This window comes from Shewanella khirikhana, from assembly GCF_003957745.1.
GTDB classification, from domain to species: Bacteria; Pseudomonadota; Gammaproteobacteria; order Enterobacterales; family Shewanellaceae; genus Shewanella; species Shewanella khirikhana.
Window position 1 is genome coordinate 3857150 of sequence record NZ_CP020373.1, and the last position, 16049, is coordinate 3873198.

At 57.5% G+C, this 16049-nt stretch carries 18 protein-coding genes; 12 read left to right on the top strand and 6 right to left on the bottom strand.

Going from position 1 to position 16049, the window contains the following annotated elements; translation table 11 throughout:
- The first annotated feature begins 30 nt into the window (after positions 1-30).
- Entirely contained in the window at positions 31-636 is a 606-nt protein-coding gene (locus tag STH12_RS16915) for an energy transducer TonB (RefSeq protein ID WP_164551237.1), read from the top strand.
- Here STH12_RS16915 and yjeH read toward each other — a convergent pair.
- Positions 633-1889, bottom strand: coding sequence for an L-methionine/branched-chain amino acid transporter (yjeH, locus tag STH12_RS16920; RefSeq protein ID WP_126168634.1), 1257 nt, complete (start codon positions 1887-1889; stop codon positions 633-635). The two genes, STH12_RS16915 and yjeH, sit on opposite strands and share 4 nt — an antisense overlap.
- A 163-nt stretch (positions 1890-2052) precedes the next feature.
- On the opposite strand from yjeH, the gene STH12_RS16925 reads away from it, so the two are divergent.
- From STH12_RS16925 to STH12_RS16945, 5 genes are all read left to right on the top strand, one after another.
- A complete protein-coding gene (locus tag STH12_RS16925) occupies positions 2053-2484 on the top strand; it encodes an Lrp/AsnC family transcriptional regulator (RefSeq protein ID WP_126168635.1) in 432 nt (143 codons plus the stop codon).
- Between the two features lie 163 nt (positions 2485-2647).
- Positions 2648-4369 (top strand): 2-succinyl-5-enolpyruvyl-6-hydroxy-3-cyclohexene-1-carboxylic-acid synthase, encoded by a 1722-nt coding sequence (gene menD / locus STH12_RS16930; protein WP_126168636.1) that lies wholly within the window; start codon positions 2648-2650, stop codon positions 4367-4369.
- The gene (gene menH / locus STH12_RS16935; RefSeq protein ID WP_126168637.1) at positions 4351-5157 is read left to right on the top strand and encodes a 2-succinyl-6-hydroxy-2,4-cyclohexadiene-1-carboxylate synthase; all 807 of its coding nucleotides are present in this window, start codon (positions 4351-4353) and stop codon (positions 5155-5157) included. The genes menD and menH overlap by 19 nt, the downstream gene beginning before the upstream one ends.
- The gene (gene menC, locus STH12_RS16940) at positions 5154-6233 is read left to right on the top strand and encodes an o-succinylbenzoate synthase (RefSeq protein WP_126168638.1); all 1080 of its coding nucleotides are present in this window, start codon (positions 5154-5156) and stop codon (positions 6231-6233) included. Before menH ends, menC begins: the two co-directional genes overlap by 4 nt.
- Complete coding sequence (locus tag STH12_RS16945) at positions 6230-7648, top strand: AMP-binding protein (protein WP_126168639.1); 1419 nt, start codon at positions 6230-6232, stop codon at positions 7646-7648. The genes menC and STH12_RS16945 overlap by 4 nt, the downstream gene beginning before the upstream one ends.
- A gap of 74 nt (positions 7649-7722) precedes the next feature.
- Here STH12_RS16945 and rpoH read toward each other — a convergent pair whose 3' ends face one another.
- The 4 genes from rpoH to ftsY form a co-directional block, all read right to left on the bottom strand.
- Positions 7723-8580, bottom strand: a complete 858-nt coding sequence (rpoH, locus tag STH12_RS16950; protein ID WP_126168640.1) for an RNA polymerase sigma factor RpoH — start codon at positions 8578-8580, stop codon at positions 7723-7725.
- Between the two features lie 187 nt (positions 8581-8767).
- Complete coding sequence (gene ftsX, locus STH12_RS16955; RefSeq protein WP_126168641.1) at positions 8768-9733, bottom strand: permease-like cell division protein FtsX; 966 nt, start codon at positions 9731-9733, stop codon at positions 8768-8770.
- A gap of 11 nt (positions 9734-9744) precedes the next feature.
- Positions 9745-10434, bottom strand: coding sequence for a cell division ATP-binding protein FtsE (gene ftsE / locus STH12_RS16960; protein WP_126168642.1), 690 nt, complete (start codon positions 10432-10434; stop codon positions 9745-9747).
- A complete protein-coding gene (gene ftsY, locus STH12_RS16965) occupies positions 10431-12104 on the bottom strand; it encodes a signal recognition particle-docking protein FtsY (RefSeq protein WP_126168643.1) in 1674 nt (557 codons plus the stop codon). The genes ftsE and ftsY overlap by 4 nt, the downstream gene beginning before the upstream one ends.
- Before the next feature lie 175 nt (positions 12105-12279).
- Here ftsY and rsmD point away from each other — a divergent pair, with 175 nt between their 5' ends.
- Positions 12280-12918: a 16S rRNA (guanine(966)-N(2))-methyltransferase RsmD gene (gene rsmD / locus STH12_RS16970; protein WP_126168644.1), complete on the top strand. Its 639-nt coding sequence runs from the start codon at positions 12280-12282 to the stop codon at positions 12916-12918.
- Positions 12915-13208 (top strand): DUF1145 domain-containing protein, encoded by a 294-nt coding sequence (locus STH12_RS16975; protein WP_126168645.1) that lies wholly within the window; start codon positions 12915-12917, stop codon positions 13206-13208. The genes rsmD and STH12_RS16975 overlap by 4 nt, the downstream gene beginning before the upstream one ends.
- Positions 13209-13284: 76 nt before the next feature.
- Here STH12_RS16975 and STH12_RS16980 read toward each other — a convergent pair whose 3' ends face one another.
- On the bottom strand, positions 13285-13848 hold the full coding sequence (locus tag STH12_RS16980) for a NapC/NirT family cytochrome c (protein ID WP_126168646.1): 564 nt from the start codon (positions 13846-13848) through the stop codon (positions 13285-13287).
- A gap of 333 nt (positions 13849-14181) precedes the next feature.
- Between STH12_RS16980 and STH12_RS16985 the strand changes: the two genes are divergently transcribed.
- From STH12_RS16985 to STH12_RS21675, 4 genes are all read left to right on the top strand, one after another.
- The gene (locus STH12_RS16985; protein WP_126168647.1) at positions 14182-14580 is read left to right on the top strand and encodes a hypothetical protein; all 399 of its coding nucleotides are present in this window, start codon (positions 14182-14184) and stop codon (positions 14578-14580) included.
- Positions 14581-14651: 71 nt separating this feature from the next.
- Positions 14652-15077, top strand: a complete 426-nt coding sequence (locus tag STH12_RS16990; protein WP_126168648.1) for a DUF2057 family protein — start codon at positions 14652-14654, stop codon at positions 15075-15077.
- 83 nt (positions 15078-15160) lie between these two features.
- Complete coding sequence (locus STH12_RS16995; protein WP_126168649.1) at positions 15161-15574, top strand: hypothetical protein; 414 nt, start codon at positions 15161-15163, stop codon at positions 15572-15574.
- Positions 15575-15671: 97 nt separating this feature from the next.
- Positions 15672-16025: a heavy metal-binding domain-containing protein gene (locus tag STH12_RS21675; protein WP_237158652.1), complete on the top strand. Its 354-nt coding sequence runs from the start codon at positions 15672-15674 to the stop codon at positions 16023-16025.
- The last annotated feature ends 24 nt before the right edge of the window (positions 16026-16049 follow it).

Genomic DNA, 16049 nt, shown 5'->3' on the forward strand with positions numbered 1-16049 from the left:
TGAATGCCAATACAACACAGGAAGGTGGATATGGGTAAATCACTGATGCGAAAAGGTACGCTGGGAATGCTGGGCGCCTTGGTCACTCTGGGCTTGTTTGTCTTTATGGCCTATCTGGTGAAACAGCCGCCGGCGGAATATCAGCAGCCGACACCGACACCTGCACTCCAGGTCACCATGCCGGACAGAGTAGATCCCAGGCCAGATAGGCAGCGCACGCCACCACCGATCCCTGAGCCAATCAAGCCCATAGCTATCGCCACTGGCGGCGGCGATCCAAACGGCACATTAATCGAGACACCCACCATTGAGCTGCCACCTGTGCAACCGACAGGTCAGGATTTTGGCAACAACAACTTTGACGCAGTGCCAGTGGTACAAATCCAGCCCAACTATCCCATCAGCGCCGCCCAAAACGGCAAAGAAGGCTTTGTGGTGTTGGGCTTCGATATTGCCGCCGATGGCAGCACCACCAATATCCGGGTGCTGGATGCCAACCCCAAACGCACCTTCGATGCCGCCGCCCGCGACGCGGTTAAGCGCTGGAAGTACAAACCCAGGATGGTCGATGGCAAACCGGTTGCTGTGAGTAACCAGCAGATCCGCCTCGACTTCAGCCTGGATCAGCGGATTTAACAGGCACTATCCGCTTTACGCTGCAAATGCCCCTTCTGCCACCACAGCAGGGGCAACACCAGCATCAGCAAAAGCACCGCATAAGCCATACGTTCGCCAAGCGATATCCCAAGCGCAATGCAGAACCCCAACCCCAATAAAATCCACGGGCGGGACGATGCGCCAAGCAAGCGCCAGGCCGCCAGCATCGACATGGCATAGATAATCACAAACACCCCGTTGCTCCAGGCGATCAACTGCTCCAGATCCTGCTTGAACACAAACACCAGGGTCAGCACCAACGCCATGGTGCCCAGAATCGCCGTTTGGGCGCGCACCGGCACACCGTGGTCGTTAAGACGCTGGAAATAGCGCGGCATAATGCCTTCGCGGCTAAAACTCCACAGCAGTCTGGCAGCACTGCCGGCATACACATTCACGGTAGCCAGGCCGGCGGCAATCCCCAGCACCCCAATCAGCTGAGCACCGGCGCCGCCAAGCAGCGCATCGAATACCCCCATCATGGCCACGCCTGTGCTGGATGGCACCAGCCACAGCAGGCTGGTACAGCCAAGATAAATCAGCCCCACCAGCACAGTGCCAATCATCATCGCCGGGATCATGTCTTTTTCCGGCTCACGAAAATCGTGGGCCAGATGAGTCATGGCTTCCACACCGAGAAAGCTCCAAAAGGCGATACCCGCAGCCAGCATCATGGGGCCGGTCTGCCAGGCTGATTCAAAATCCGGCAATTCGACGGCGTGATGCTGCACACCCAGCGCCATAAACAGCGCCAGTACCACAGACACAATCCCCAGCGTCAGTGCAAACTGCGCCTTGGCCGATACCTGTAAGCCCTTTAAATTGGCGAGCCACAACAGACCTATCACCAGCAGCTGCGCCACCAACAGCTCAGCGCCCGCCAATGGCAGCAAGGCGGTGACAAACTGAAATGTCATCAAAATGGCGGCCGGGGCGCCCATGGGGATCACCAGCAAAAAGATAAGCCCTATGCTGCGACCAAGGGTGCGGCCAAAGGCCTTTTCCACGAAGAAGGCTGGCCCGGCGGCATGGGGAAACCGGCTCGCCAAACGACCAAACACCAGGGTCACAGGGATAATGGCCAGGGTAAGCAGCGCCCAGGCCCAGAGCGCGCTGGTACCGGCCTTTGCCAGCGTCATCTGCGGTAAGATAAACACCCCGGTACCCAATAAAGTGGTGGCCATGAGTCCGGCGCCTTGCCAACGTCCGATCGTTCCTTTGATATGTTCCATCTGTTAAATTATTGCAGCGGGGAATGAGCCAAAGTATAGTCGGGCACCGAATAACATTCTGTCGTGCTTTTCCGCCATACCAGGGCATCAAGCCGTCATTTTGCCGGACATTAATCAGTTTGCCGTCATTTCGTCGGCAACAGTCATGGGGAGCTGCTTCAAGGTGGATAAATTCGACAAGGCCATAGTGCAGGCACTGAGGGAAGACGCGCGCCAGAGCGTATCGGCCATTGCCGAGCGGGTGAATTTGTCGCGAAGCGCAGTGTCGGACCGGATCAAGAAGCTCGAGAGCACAGGCGTTATCCGTGGCTATCAGGTGCTCTTGTCCGAGTCACAAAAAGAAGGGGTGTCGGCCTACTTCGAAATTCAGCACAAATGCCCCCGCTGCGCCGACGTGGTGCATGTGTTTCAGGCCATTCCCGAAGTGCTTACCTGCCACGGCATCTCAGGTGATATGGATCTGCTGGTGTACGTTCATACCCCGTCGATGCGGCGCCTGCACGAAATCCGCGAATATATAGATACCCACACCGACATAGTTAAAATCAAAACCCACGTGGTAATGAGCGAGTGGATCAATAACCTCGCCAGCTGATCTCAATTGCGCCACAGCCCGATCACCAAACTGCCAAATGGCGCCCGAATTGAGTGAGCCGGTCGGCAATTGGCAACACCGCTGGCACCAAGCGAAAAAATTGCCTTTTATGCGCTGGAGTTAGCGGTAAACTATGGTCATCAGTTCCCCGATATTTTGACCCATGGACCATACTCATCCAGGCACTGCCGAACTCAATCTGCTTTGGGGCTCACTTATTCTCGAAGAGCTGTCGCGCTATGGCGTGCAGCATCTGTGCATGGCGCCGGGCTCGCGCTCCACGCCACTCACTCTGGCGGCTGCCGCCCAAAACAAGCTCAGTCGCCATCTGCATTTCGATGAACGCGGACTGGGCTTTCTGGCGCTGGGACTGGCCAAGGCCAGTGGCACACCGGTAGCCATCATCACCACTTCAGGCACCGCGGTGGCCAATCTCTACCCCGCCATTGTCGAAGCCTGGCTGACCCGGGTGCCGCTGATAGTGCTCTCCGGCGACCGTCCCTGGGAGCTGATTGGCTGCGGAGCCAATCAGGCCATTCCCCAGCCCGGGATTTTCGGCCAGTATGCTGAGCCGCTGAACCTGCCGGCGCCAAGCCGCCAGATAGCACCAGAAGCGCTGCTCAGCAGCATCGACGAAAAGCTTGCCAACCTCAGCCGGCCACTGCACATCAACTGCATGTACCGCGAGCCCCTGTATCCCAGCGAAGCGTCTGAACTAAGCGGTTTCGACGGCTATCTTGGCCGCCTCAGCCACTGGCAGGCCACCCAAACGCCCTACCTCGACATAGCGCCATCGCGCCCCTTCAGCCCACCGCCGAGGGACGCCATGATGCGCTTCGTCCACGGCAAGGGCGTGATAGTGGCAGGCACACTCACCGAAGACGAGGCGCCACTGGAACTCATCACGCTCGCGCAAAAGCTTGGCTGGCCGCTGCTGACCGATGCCCAGTGCCAACTGCGGCAACATCCGGGGGCCATTGGCCATATCGACCAACTGCTGCTGAGCCCCAGAGCCAAAGGCTTGCTGGAACAGGCCGATCGGGTGCTGGTGTTCGGCGCTCGTCTGCTGTCAAAACGGCTTATCGCCTTTTTGGCCGAAAAAGACTGGCACAGCCACTGGCAGGTATTGCCCGCACAGGAGCGGCTCGATCCCAGCCACAGCTGCAAGCAATTGTGGCTTGGCCGTGCGGGTGAGATGGCGGCGCTGGACTGGCCACGCTCCAGCGAGGCCAATTGGGCCAATGAGCTGACGGCGCTGAATCAGGCCGTGGAGCAGGACTTTATCCACCATATCGATGGCAGCGAGTTTGGCGAGGCCCAGGTAGTACGCGCCATTGCCGCGAGCCACACCGCCGAGCAGCAGCTCTTTATCGGCAACAGCCTGCCGGTGCGCCTGTACGACATGTTCGCCCCCATCGGCTGCTGCGCCGCCAGCACCTTTACCAATCGAGGCGCCTCCGGCATCGATGGCTTGCTGGCCACGGCCTGCGGGGTGGCCCGTCATCAGGGCAGACCCACAACCCTGATTATCGGCGACCTCTCGGCGCTGCATGATCTCAATTCGCTGGCGCTGGCCAGAAGCTGCCAGTCGCCGCTGGTCATAGTGGTGCTGAACAACGATGGCGGTAATATTTTCAATCTGCTGCCGGTGCCTTCCGAGAATCTGAGAAGCGATTTTTACCGTCTGAGCCACGGACTCGAATTTGGCTATGGCGCGGCCATGTTCGGCCTGCCCTACGACAGAGCCGAAGACATGGACAGCTTTATGGAAGCCTATCAGAGCGCACTGGAACATCCCGGCGCCAGCCTGATTGAAGTGACAGTCGCCCACGACCAGGCCAGCAATCAAATCAAAAGGATGGCAGAGTGGATGCGAAGCCGCTGATGCCAACACTGGTGCTGCTGCACGGTTTTCTGGGCAGCGGCCGCGATTGGGATGAACTCAGGCAAACGCTCGGCAGTCGCCTGCGGGTGTTGACCCCGGATCTGCCCGGCCACGGCCTGAATCCTTTGTCCTGCTGCGAGTTCGATTTCGACAGAGTCTGCGACGCGCTGGAGCACTATTTGGCCGAGCATGAAGTGAGTCAGTTTCACTTGCTGGGCTATTCCCTTGGCGGCAGATTGGCGCTGCATCTGGCCAAACGCTTACAGGCCAAGCAGGGGCAGGACGGGCATCAATCGGTGCGGCTGTTATCGCTCACACTGGAGTCCTGCCACCCGGGACTCGCTGATGAATCTGCCCGCAACGAGCGGCTTGGCTCTGATGGACTTTGGGCCGAGCGGCTGGCCAACGAGCCACTCGGCCAATTTCTGGATGACTGGTATCGACAGGGAGTGTTTGCCCATCTGGACGATGTCAGCCGCGCCCGGCTTATCGAAAAGCGGCTGCAAGACCATCCGGATACCCTGCGCAATCAATTGGTTGCCCTTTACCGAGCCACCTCCCTTGGCAGGCAACAAGACCTGTGGCAATTGCCCGCCATGCTCAGTTGCCCGGTCAACTTTATTTATGGCGAGCACGACGTCAAGTTTGCCGCCATTGCCCGGAACTGGCAGCAGCTGGCGCCTGTCCACAGCCACTGTATTCGCGGCGCAGGCCACAATTGCCATGCCGAGCAGCCTGAGGTACTGGCAGCCTTGCTGCTTAGCCTTATCGATGGAACCCAATCATGACTTCTTCTATGGAATTCGCCCTCTACCCCTACCGTATCGCCCTCTCCCGCCCCTTACCGGTGGGCAAGCAGCGCATCGACCACAGACAGGGCCTGGTGCTCGAAGCGCGTTTGGATGGTATATCCGCTTTTGCCGAGATAGCCCCGCTGTCGGGGATCGATATCGATGGCGAAACGCTGCAGGGCTTCAGCAGGGAGTCTTTGGATGATTGTATTGCCGCGCTTAAGACCAGCCTGAAACAGCTTACCACCCTGGATGAGCTGGAGCTGGCCGCCGATGACGCCAGCCTGCCCGCTATCGGCTGGGGCCTTGGTGTGGCTGTGGCCAAACTCAGGGGCCATTTCGGCCACAGCATTGATGATACCGCCCGCACCCCATGCGTCCCGGCGGTGCCCTTGCTGTATCTAAACCCGGGCGAAAGTCTCGATGCTCTGACATTAAGAGTCAAAGCACTGCCGGATGCGACCCGCTTTGCCAAGGTCAAGGTGGCGCAAACCTCCATGGAGGAGGAACTTCGGCTTATCCATACCATTTTGGCGGCCAGGCCCACACTTAAGCTGCGCCTCGATGCCAATCAGGGCTTTGAGCTCGACACCGCCATCGACTTTTGCGCCTGCCTGCCGCTGCAGAGCATCGACTATATCGAAGAGCCCTGCCGCAACCCGCAGGACAACCCGGCCCTGAACCGTGCCACCGGCATCGGCTTCGCGCTGGACGAATCCATTGCCTCAGGGACAGACGCGCAGCATTTACCCCAAGACCCACAGGCTCAGGGCCTTAAAGCATTGGTGCTCAAACCCATGCTGCTGGGCTCACCCGCCAGAGTGCAACGACTTATCGACCAGGCCCATACCCTCGGGGTGCGCTGCGTTATCAGCTCAAGCCTCGAGTCTTCCCTCGGCATAGATGCGCTCAGGCAATTTGCTGCCATAACGACCCCGGATGAAGCGCCGGGGCTGGATACTCTGGCCGCCTTCGATGCCGACTGTGTGCTGCCAAGCGGCAAGAGCCGACTGCTTACACCCAGTGCCCCGGGCTCGATTCAGGGTTCTGAAATTGGGGCTTCACTGCTTTGACGGCATCAACCGCACTGTCGCCGCTGCAACAGGCCGCAAAGCGCTGGCCCGATGCCTGCGCCCTGCACTGGGACGATACCCGCCTCAGCTACCGCGAGCTGGCAATCAAAGCACGACACATTGGCGCCGTGCTTAAACAGGCAGGCATTAAACGGCTGGGAGTCATTGGCCGCAACAGCCCCGAGCAGGTGCTGCTTTACTGGGGCTGTGTGGAGGCTGGCAGCCTGTATTGCCCGCTGTCCTGGCGCTTCCCAGAGGCGCAGCTTGAAAAGCTCGCCAGGCGGCTGGAACTGGATGCCATCTATTATGGCGATCCTCAAATACCCAGGCTTGGCGCCATCGACGGGTTTTCAATCACTGCATGCCCAAACACCCATGCTGAAACGGACACGCCCGAGCCCGGCCTTATCGACTGGCAGGCACCGGTTAATCTGGTACTGACCTCGGGCTCCAGCGGCGAGCCCAAAGCCGCGCTGCACAGCCTGGCCAACCACATGGCCAGCGCCACTGGGTCGGCGTCACTCATCCCCCTTGAGCCAGGCGACAGCTGGCTGTTATCACTGCCGCTGTTTCATATCGGTGGACTGGCGATTTTGCACCGCTGCGTACTCGCGGGCGCCTGCGTGGCCATTCCTACCGAACCCTCACTCAGCGACAGCCTCGCCCAGCTCAAGCCAACCCATGTGTCACTGGTGGCAGCTCAGCTAAGCGAACTGCTGTGCTCTGCGCCCGAGCGGCTGTCATCGGTGAAAGCCTTGCTGCTTGGCGGCGGCGCCATGCCTGCATCCTTGCTGGAGAGCATGAAAGGCCTCGGGATTGCTGCGTTTGGCAGCTACGGCATGACGGAAATGAGCTCACAAATCACCACCGGGCCAGCCAACAGTGAAGGCGCCAGCGGTACTCTGCTGCCCGGGCGGCAACTGCGCACTGAGGAGGGAGAAATTCAGGTGCGCGGCGATACCCTGTTTCTGGGCTATCTGACGCCAAACGGCATAGAAAGGCCACTGACCATAGACGGCTGGTTTGCCACCAGAGACAAAGGCCACCTCGATGCTGACGGTCGGCTGTTTGTGGCAGGTCGGCTGGATAACATGTTTGTTTGCGGCGGCGAAAACCTGCAACCGGAGGAAGTGGAGGCGGCGCTGTGTCGTCATCCAGCCATCGCCAAGGCGCTGGTATTTGCGTTGGCTGACGCACGCTTTGGTAACTTGCCCCACGCCATGCTGCGCTTAAGGCAGGATGGCGGCACCATGCCAAGCCAAGCTGAGCTGGATGCGTTTCTTGCCAGCCAGATTGCCCGCTTCAAGCGGCCCCGACGCTACTTTTCCTGGCCCGATATAGGCAGCACCGGCCTTAAGCCCAATCGGAAGGCGCTGGTACAGGCGCTGCTGACGCGAGAAGGCCTGAGCGGTTAACAAAGGCTAACTCGAACGCTAAACAGGCATAAAAAAACCGGCGCTCAGGCCGGTTTTTTCAGACTCGCCGGAAGTTAGACTTCCATGCAGGCCTTAAGTTTGTTCATGGCATTCTTTTCAAGCTGGCGAATACGCTCGGCAGATACCTGATACTGCTCAGCCAGCTCCTGCAGGGTGACTTTGTCGTCATCCAACCAGCGGGCACGCAGAATGTGTTGGCTGCGCTCGTCCAGAGTCTTGATGGCCGACAGCAAACGATTCTGGGCAGCAGATTCCCAGTTGTCGTTTTCGATGTTGGCCGCCAAATCGGAAGAGTGGTCTTCCAGATAATGCACAGGCGCGAAGCTCTCGTCATCGTCGTGGTCGTTCACCAGATCGAAGGCCTGATCCTGGGCCGCCATGCGCGACTCCATCTCAGTTACGTCTTCCTTCGATACCCCAAGGTTTTCCGCTACCATGGCCACTTCATCATCTGAGAACCAGCCCAGACGCTGTTTAGCCTTGCGCAGATTAAAGAACAGCTTGCGCTGTGCCTTGGTGGTGGCCACCTTGACGATGCGCCAGTTTTTGAGGACGTATTCGTGGATCTCGGCTTTAATCCAATGCACAGCAAAGGATACCAGACGCACGCCTACATCGGGATCGAATCGCTTAACGGCCTTCATCAGACCTATGTTGCCTTCCTGAATAAGGTCAGCCTGAGGCAGACCGTAGCCAGAGTAACTTTTGGCAACGTGCACTACAAAGCGCAGGTGGGACATAATCAGCTGCTTAGCCGCCTGCAGGTCACCGGTTTCCTGCAAACGCTTGGCGAGCTGATACTCCTGCTCCGCCTCCAGCATGGGCATGCTGTTGACCGAGTGAATATAAGCTTCAAGGCTACCTGCTCCCTGGGGGACCATCAGTGCCATTGATTGCGTTTGTCCAGTCATTGGTTCTCCTGATTACTTCTCACTTGAGCCTTTACCCGAGGTTCGGGGAGGGCTGATGAACTATCGGCCATCTGACATGTCATGTCAAGGCTGGCTCCAAGCCACCTATTCCGGAAAGCTATTTTGGCCCCGCAAACAGGACTTCTCAAGTGAACAAAAGTTCATTTTTTGCGCGTCTGAGCGGGGCTTAAGAGGGCTCAATCGCCCGCAGGTGTTGGCGTACCGACAGATATGAGCCAAGCCAGCCAAGGAAGGAGGCCAGAAACACCAGTTGGATCAGCTCGGTAAAGCTTAAGGACGCCATTTCGATATCGCTGCCGTACAGCCCCAAAAGCTCGGCAATGGCGCCATCCAGATACCACACCAGCAGGTTGATGATGATCCAGGCCAGAATGCCGCCAATCACGCCATACCAGATGCCGGTGTACAGAAACGGCCGCTGAATAAAGGCTTCGGTAGCGCCCACCAGTTTCATCACCTCGATTTCGTTGCGGCGGTTCATAATCGCCAAACGAATGGTGTTACCAATCACCAGCACCACCGCCAGCACCAACAGGGCTGCAATCGCCATTACGGTGCGCTCCAGCAAACGGATCACCGCCTGCAAGCGTTCCAGCCACTCGATATCGAGGCGACCGAAGCTCACTTCCTGTTCGCGCTCCAGCTTGCCAAGCAGCTCGCGGGCGCCCACCGGGGTGGAATATTTGGCGGTTGGCGTCACTGTTACCACCGCTGGCAGCGGGTTAGCGTCCAGATAAGACAGGGCTTCGCCAAAGCCCGACAACTGCTGGAACTCCGCCAGCGCCTGATCGCGGTTGATATACTGCACCTCGGCGATTTCCGGGTACACCTTAATACGGGAAATCAGGCTTTGAATGGCCTGCTCGTTGCGGCCTTCATCGATAAACAGGGAAATTTCAGCGGCGCTGTTCCAGGACTGGGTGATGGTATCGGCATTTTTCACCAGCACCTGCAAGGCGGCGGGCAGACTCAGGCTCACCCCCAGCACGGCCATGGTCATCAGTGACGATACCGGATTGCGCCACAGCTCGCCGATACTGGCCATGCCCTGCTGAATATGGCGGATAAAGAACATCACAATCTGGCCGGTAAAGGGCAATTTGCTGCGGGTCAGCTCTCCGTGTTCGCGCATGGTCAGCTCCTTTATTCGCCGCGGCGCAGCGGCTCGCCAATTTCGCGCGCCCCCAGCATACGGCCCTGGCGCAGGGTCAGGGTGCGGTATTTCATCCGGGCGATAAGCCCCAGATCGTGGGTGGCGATGAGTACCGTGGTGCCGGCATCGTTGAAGGTCTCAAACAAGCGCAGAATGTCCATCGACAACTTGGGGTCGAGGTTACCCGTAGGCTCATCCGCCAGCAGCAGTGCGGGCTTGTTGACGATGGCGCGGGCAATACCCACCCGCTGCTGTTCACCGCCGGAGAGCATGATGGGGTTATGACGCTCTTTGCCATACAGGCCCACCATGTCCAGCGCTGCGGCCACCCGCTTTTTGATTTCGCCGTGGGTAAAGCCTTCGATAACCAGTGGCAGCGCCACGTTGTCGAACACGCTTCGGTCCATCAGCAGGTGGTGATTCTGAAAAATCATGCCGATTTCGCGGCGCAGATAAGGCACGTGGCGACGGCTGATATCGGCAATATCGTGGCCGTTGATATACACCTTGCCGGCACTGGCGCGCTCGATAACCGTGATGAGTTTGAGCAGGGTACTCTTGCCCGCCCCCGAGTGTCCGGTGAGGAAGGCCATCTCGCCGCGGCGCAGATGGAAATTCACATCGGACAGGGCCTTTTGCCCGCCGGGGTAGACCTTGCTGACCTGCTCAAATCGAATCATGGGTTATCCGTTTTCTCCTGACTGAACAGGGCATCGATAAAGTCGTGAGCGTTGAACACCCGCAGATCGTCGATCTGCTCGCCAACACCTATGTATCGGATAGGAATACCAAATTTATCGGCAATGGCAAAGATAACTCCGCCTTTTGCGGTACCATCGAGCTTGGTAATGGAGATACCGGTCACGCCCACGGCCTCTTCAAACAACTTGGCCTGGCTGATGGCATTCTGGCCGGTGCTGGCATCCAGGGTCAGCATCACTTCATGGGGGGCGCTCTGGTCGAGCTTCTTCATCACCCGCACCACTTTTTTCAGCTCTTCCATCAGGTGGCTCTTGTTCTGTAAGCGACCGGCGGTGTCACAAATCAGCACATCCACACCCTTGGCCTTGGCCGATTGCAGGGCATCGAACAGCACAGATGCACTGTCGGCGCCGGTATGCTGCGCCACCACGGGGATATTGTTGCGTTGGCCCCACACCTGCAGCTGTTCAACCGCAGCGGCGCGGAAGGTATCACCGGCAGCCAGCATCACGCTCTTGCCCTGGCTCTGATACTGCTTGGCGAGCTTACCGATAGTGGTGGTTTTACCCACACCGTTTACGCCCACCATCAGGATCACATAAGGGCCTTCGGCATTTTCAGGCACCAGAGGCACGCTCACAGGCTCCAAAGTGCGCTGCATTTCTTCACGCAGCAGCTCATACAGGGCCTCGGCGTCTTTCAGTTGCTTGCGACTGGCGTGCTCGGTCAGGCTGTTGATCAGCTTGGAGGTGGTTTCAACCCCCACGTCGGCGATCAGCAGTTGCTCTTCCAGCTCTTCAAACAGCTCATCATCAATTTTCTTACCGCGGAACAGGCCAATAAAGCCACTGCCGATGTTCTCGCTGGTGCGCATCAAGCCACGCTTCAAACGGGCGAAGAAGCCTTCTTTCACCGGCTTGGCCTGGGGCTCTGGCTGCACCTCAACATCGGCTGCAACCGCTTGTTCGGCGGCAATACGTTCGGCTTCAACGCGCTCAGCTTCAAGACGGGCTGCTTCCGCTTGCTCTGCCGCGAGGCATGCGGCCTCAGCTTGCTCGGCAGCAATACGTTCAGCTTCGATACGTTCGGCTTCGAGACGGGCAGATTCAGCCTGCTCAGCAGCAAGGCGCTCGGCTTCGATACGTTCGGCCTCAAGACGGGCGGCCTCAGCTTGCTCGGCAGCAATACGTTCAGCTTCGATACGTTCGGCTTCGAGACGGGCAGATTCAGCCTGCTCAGCGGCAATACGTTCTGCTTCAACGCGCTCAGCCTCTACACGCGCAGCTTCGGCTTGTTCAGCCGCGAAGCGTGCGGCCTCAGCGTGCTCGGCAGCAAGACGTTCGGCTTCAACACGTTCAGCCTCAAGACGGGCGGCTTCGGCGCGGCCGGCTTCAGCCTGCTCGGCGGCAATACGTTCTGCTTCAACACGTTCTGCTTCAACACGTTCAGCCTCAAGACGAGCAGCTTCCGCTTGCTCTGCGGCTTGGCGCTCAGCCTGTTCTGCTTGTTCGGCGGCAGCCTGTTCAGCTGCGGCTTGCTCGGCGGCAATGTGTTCCTGCTGGGCACTGGCGCGTTCTGCTTCGGCCTGTTTTGCGGCCGCATCATCCTTGTCCCGGCGGAACCAGGAGAAAAAACCTTTCTTTGACATCTGTTGTACCGGTCTGTGTTGGCGCGGGGCCGTTTGCGAAGCCGGCGGCTTCATCGGTCATTCCGTGCCGTCTGGGAAGGTATCCCTGGGGATACGCTTTACGTTAAAATGACGGCCTTTTACGGGGTGGCCTAGTCTACCACTTTCTTTCTTCGGGCAAAATGACGGGGAACCAATGAGCAGAAATCGTTCATCTGCCGGACGCGGTCAGGGCTCCAAGCCCAAGACCAGCGGCGGTTCGGGCACGGGTCAGGTGCGGATCATCGGCGGCCAATGGCGCTCGCGCAAGCTGCCAATCAAGGATCTGGAAGGGCTGCGTCCTACCACCGACCGGGTACGTGAAACCCTGTTTAACTGGATAGCACCGCATTTGCCCCACGCGCGGGTGCTGGATTGCTTCGGCGGCAGCGGTGCGCTGGCACTGGAAGCCCTGTCCCGTTATGCCAGCTTCGCCAAGGTATTTGAGCTGCAGCGTGAAGCGGCCAATCAGCTTAAGACCAACCTGCAAACCTTAAAGTGCGACAGCGCCGAGGTTGTCAATGGTGACACCCTGGCGCTGCTGGCCTCAGGCACTGCCGAAGGCTTCGATATCGTGTTTATCGACCCGCCATTCAGAAAGGGGCTGGCGGAAGCGACCCTCAACGCCCTTAAGGCCCACGACTGGCTGAAACAGGGGGCTCTGGTATATCTGGAAACCGAAAGTGAACTGGCAGGCATGGCGCTGCCAGAAGGCTTTGATGAGCTTAAACACAAGCTCGCCGGCCAGGTGTGTTACCGATTGCTGCAATTTAACGCAGGAGAGCAAACCCCATGAAATGGCTGACCATGCTTGGCAAACTGGCGACAATGGGCGCCTGGGTGATGATGGGTTACAACCTGTTTGTACCCTTCGATGGCAATATAGGTACTCTGCTGAAGATCCTGCTGGGGGTGACTGTGGTAATGCACAGCTTCCAGTTGGGCGTGTTTCACCTGCTGTTTAAGAAGCTGTTGCCACTGAAGGGCAGCGACTATTTGCAGGTATTTGCCTTTGGCGTGTTTGCGCTGCTGGAATACCGGGCACGGGCACTGGCTAAATTTGAGGCCGAGGCGCGTCAACGCTGATGACTCCTTGAAACGCAGCCACAAAAAAGCCCCGCATTGCGGGGCTTTTTGCTATCGCTATATCTTGCGACCGCTATCAGCTCTTTGGATAGGGGTGGGCAACGCCCTTGTGGCAATCGATACAGGTCTTGCGCTTTTCAGGCTCTTTCTTGAAGTTGTTGCTGTGCATACGCACGGCCATCTTGCTCATGTTTTCAGACTGGTTCTCGTAAATACGATTGTGGCAGTTCTGACAGGTAGAAGAATCGATGGCACGCAGGTAGTCACGGGCCAGGTCGGCCTGCTCTTTGCGGTTGGCTTCGAGCCATTCCTGAGTGTTGAAACCATCGATGGTCAGGAAGCCGATAACGTCCTTGGACACAATGATTTTCTTCTTCAGGTAAGCGAACGGCTCCTGAGCGATGTGACACTGCTGACACTGAACAACAATACCGTTTTTGTTGTTGCCGTGTGCAGAAGCAAGCACTTCATCTTTAAGGGAATGATTGCTGTGACAGCTCATACAGAACTCGTCTGTACTGGTCATATGCAAGGTGGTCTGAGTCGCGAAGTAGCCCACTACACCAATGATGATACCCACCAACAACAGGGCAAATATTGAGTATTTCGCGCTGGGTTTGAATAGTGCACGCCAGTTCATCACTCTATCTCCAAAATCGGGTTATTGTTTTAGTGTGCCCATAGTAGGGTAATTCGGGTTTCGGAAATTTGACCGCAAGCGGAGTTTTTGAGCGAATCCCCAAGTTTTGTGCGGGTTTGAGATCCAGCGCAAACTTTGGCCGTCAAATCACGTCTTCCCTGATGTTCCAACATCAAAACCTAAAGTAAAGCTTAGGTGCTTGCAAGCCGTACAGCGACCCTTAATTGATTAAATCCATTTGATTATCAATTAAAAGTTTCAGTTTTTTGTTGCCCTGGGAACTTTTACTCAGCCATGCCGGTCTGATTAATCGACACATAAACGGAGCCAACCATGAGCCTGAGATTGCCGCAACTGGCATTAAAACTCTTGCTGATTACCATGCTGCTGGGGCAAATACTGACCCCGGTGCAGGCTCTTGTGTCGGTTGTGAATGCGCCCATGACCATGGGAGAGGTTTCCCATGAGGTCAGCGATGCAACAACACTGATGCCCAAGGTCAGCCACATGAGCACCATGATGGTGACAGGTGAGCACGACACCGACTGCCAGACCCACTGTGCCAGCCACAGCGAATCCGACTGCGCCCGTCACTGCGCCTCGGCAATGGCGTTGCCGATATTGCCGCTTCACAGCACCCATCATCACCCCCAGGATGCCGTTGCCACTGCGTCCTGGAGCCTGATTGCCTTTATAGGTTCATTGCAAACTCCGCCTCCTGATTTGGCCTGAGTGTTTCTACACCCACGCAAAATTAACGTTGAATTTTTAGGGCACGCCTTTAGCGGCCCAGGAGTAATTGCATGAAAACCTTTATCAAATCTTTTGTTATCACCGCTGGTCTGCTGCTTTCTTCCCTCGCCAGTGCCGCCACTATCAACCTGCCGGAACAGCTGGGATTGCAGGCTGTGAATGGCGAACGCGACATCACCAAGCCTCTGATGCTGCCCAAAGGCGACCACTTGCTGGAGCTGCGCTTTGCCGAGATGTACGCCAGCAGCGCCGACGACTCCGGTCAGTGGCTGCGCTCAGGTCCGCTGTATTTGCCGCTGCGCGTAGGCGATGAGCAACTGCTGACACTCACGCTGCCCAAGCTCTACAGCTATGATGAAGCCAGACGTTTTCTCAAGGCGCCAAAAGCTACGCTGAGCCGCGACGGCAAGTCGGACGGGCAAGTCATTCTGCTCGACCACGCGGCCATGATGGCCAGGATGGCTGCAGCGCACTGAGCGACTGCAGCTTTGTGAGTAAAATCAATATCCAATTAAGTACTCTGTGCTAATATCGACGCTGTTCATGGTCTGAGGTCTTTATGTCGCCGATGCTGCGTAAACCATTGCTGGTGATAGTTACCCTGCTTGCCCTTGTGGGACAGGCACTGGTGGGTAATGGCCACGCTATGGTGATGTCAGCCGACATGGACATGACCGAGACCATGGATAGCGCCGCGATGGCCGGACACCCGGAGATGGCAGAGCAGCAACACGCCTGTTGTGACAATCAGGACATGACCATGCTTCCCGACCACAGCATGTCCTCCTGTTGCGACGGCGACGGTTTCTGCAGTGGTGATTGCAACCACTGTCTGACCATCTCCATCAGCCTGAGCCTGCCTATCGCCAATTCCTGGCCAATGTCTTTTGGTCCGGAAGAAGCCCAGGCGCTACCCTTGCCTCATTTCCACTCTATTGCGCCCACTGTCGCTTTCAAGCCGCCCAAGGCCTGAACGCACACCCTCAGCTTACGCAATTAATTCAGCTTATTTGAATATAAGGTCGTTGCAGCTATCCTCGTTTTGCTGCTGACCCGAGTGGAGTATCTGTATGAAAACACTGATAGGCCTGTTTATGGCCGCCCTTCTGTCTGTCTCTGTGTCAGTCAGCGCTCAGGCTACGCCAGCCCACGAGCACCATAGCCATCAGGCTGTGGCAGCCGAAGCCAGCCATGCCTGCCCCATGCATCCTGAAGTGACCGGCAAAGCCGGCGACAGCTGCCCCAAGTGCGGCATGGATCTTGAGGCCAAACACACCCATAAGTGCCCCATGCATCCTCAGGTAACCGGGGTTGCCGGTGACTCCTGCCCCGACTGTGGTATGGATCTTGAGCCCGATGGTGCAGCCCAGGGTGAGCATTGCGCCAACTGCCCGAAAAAAACCATGAACCACAAGCATCACTGACAGGCCAAGGGTGGAAATGAGGTT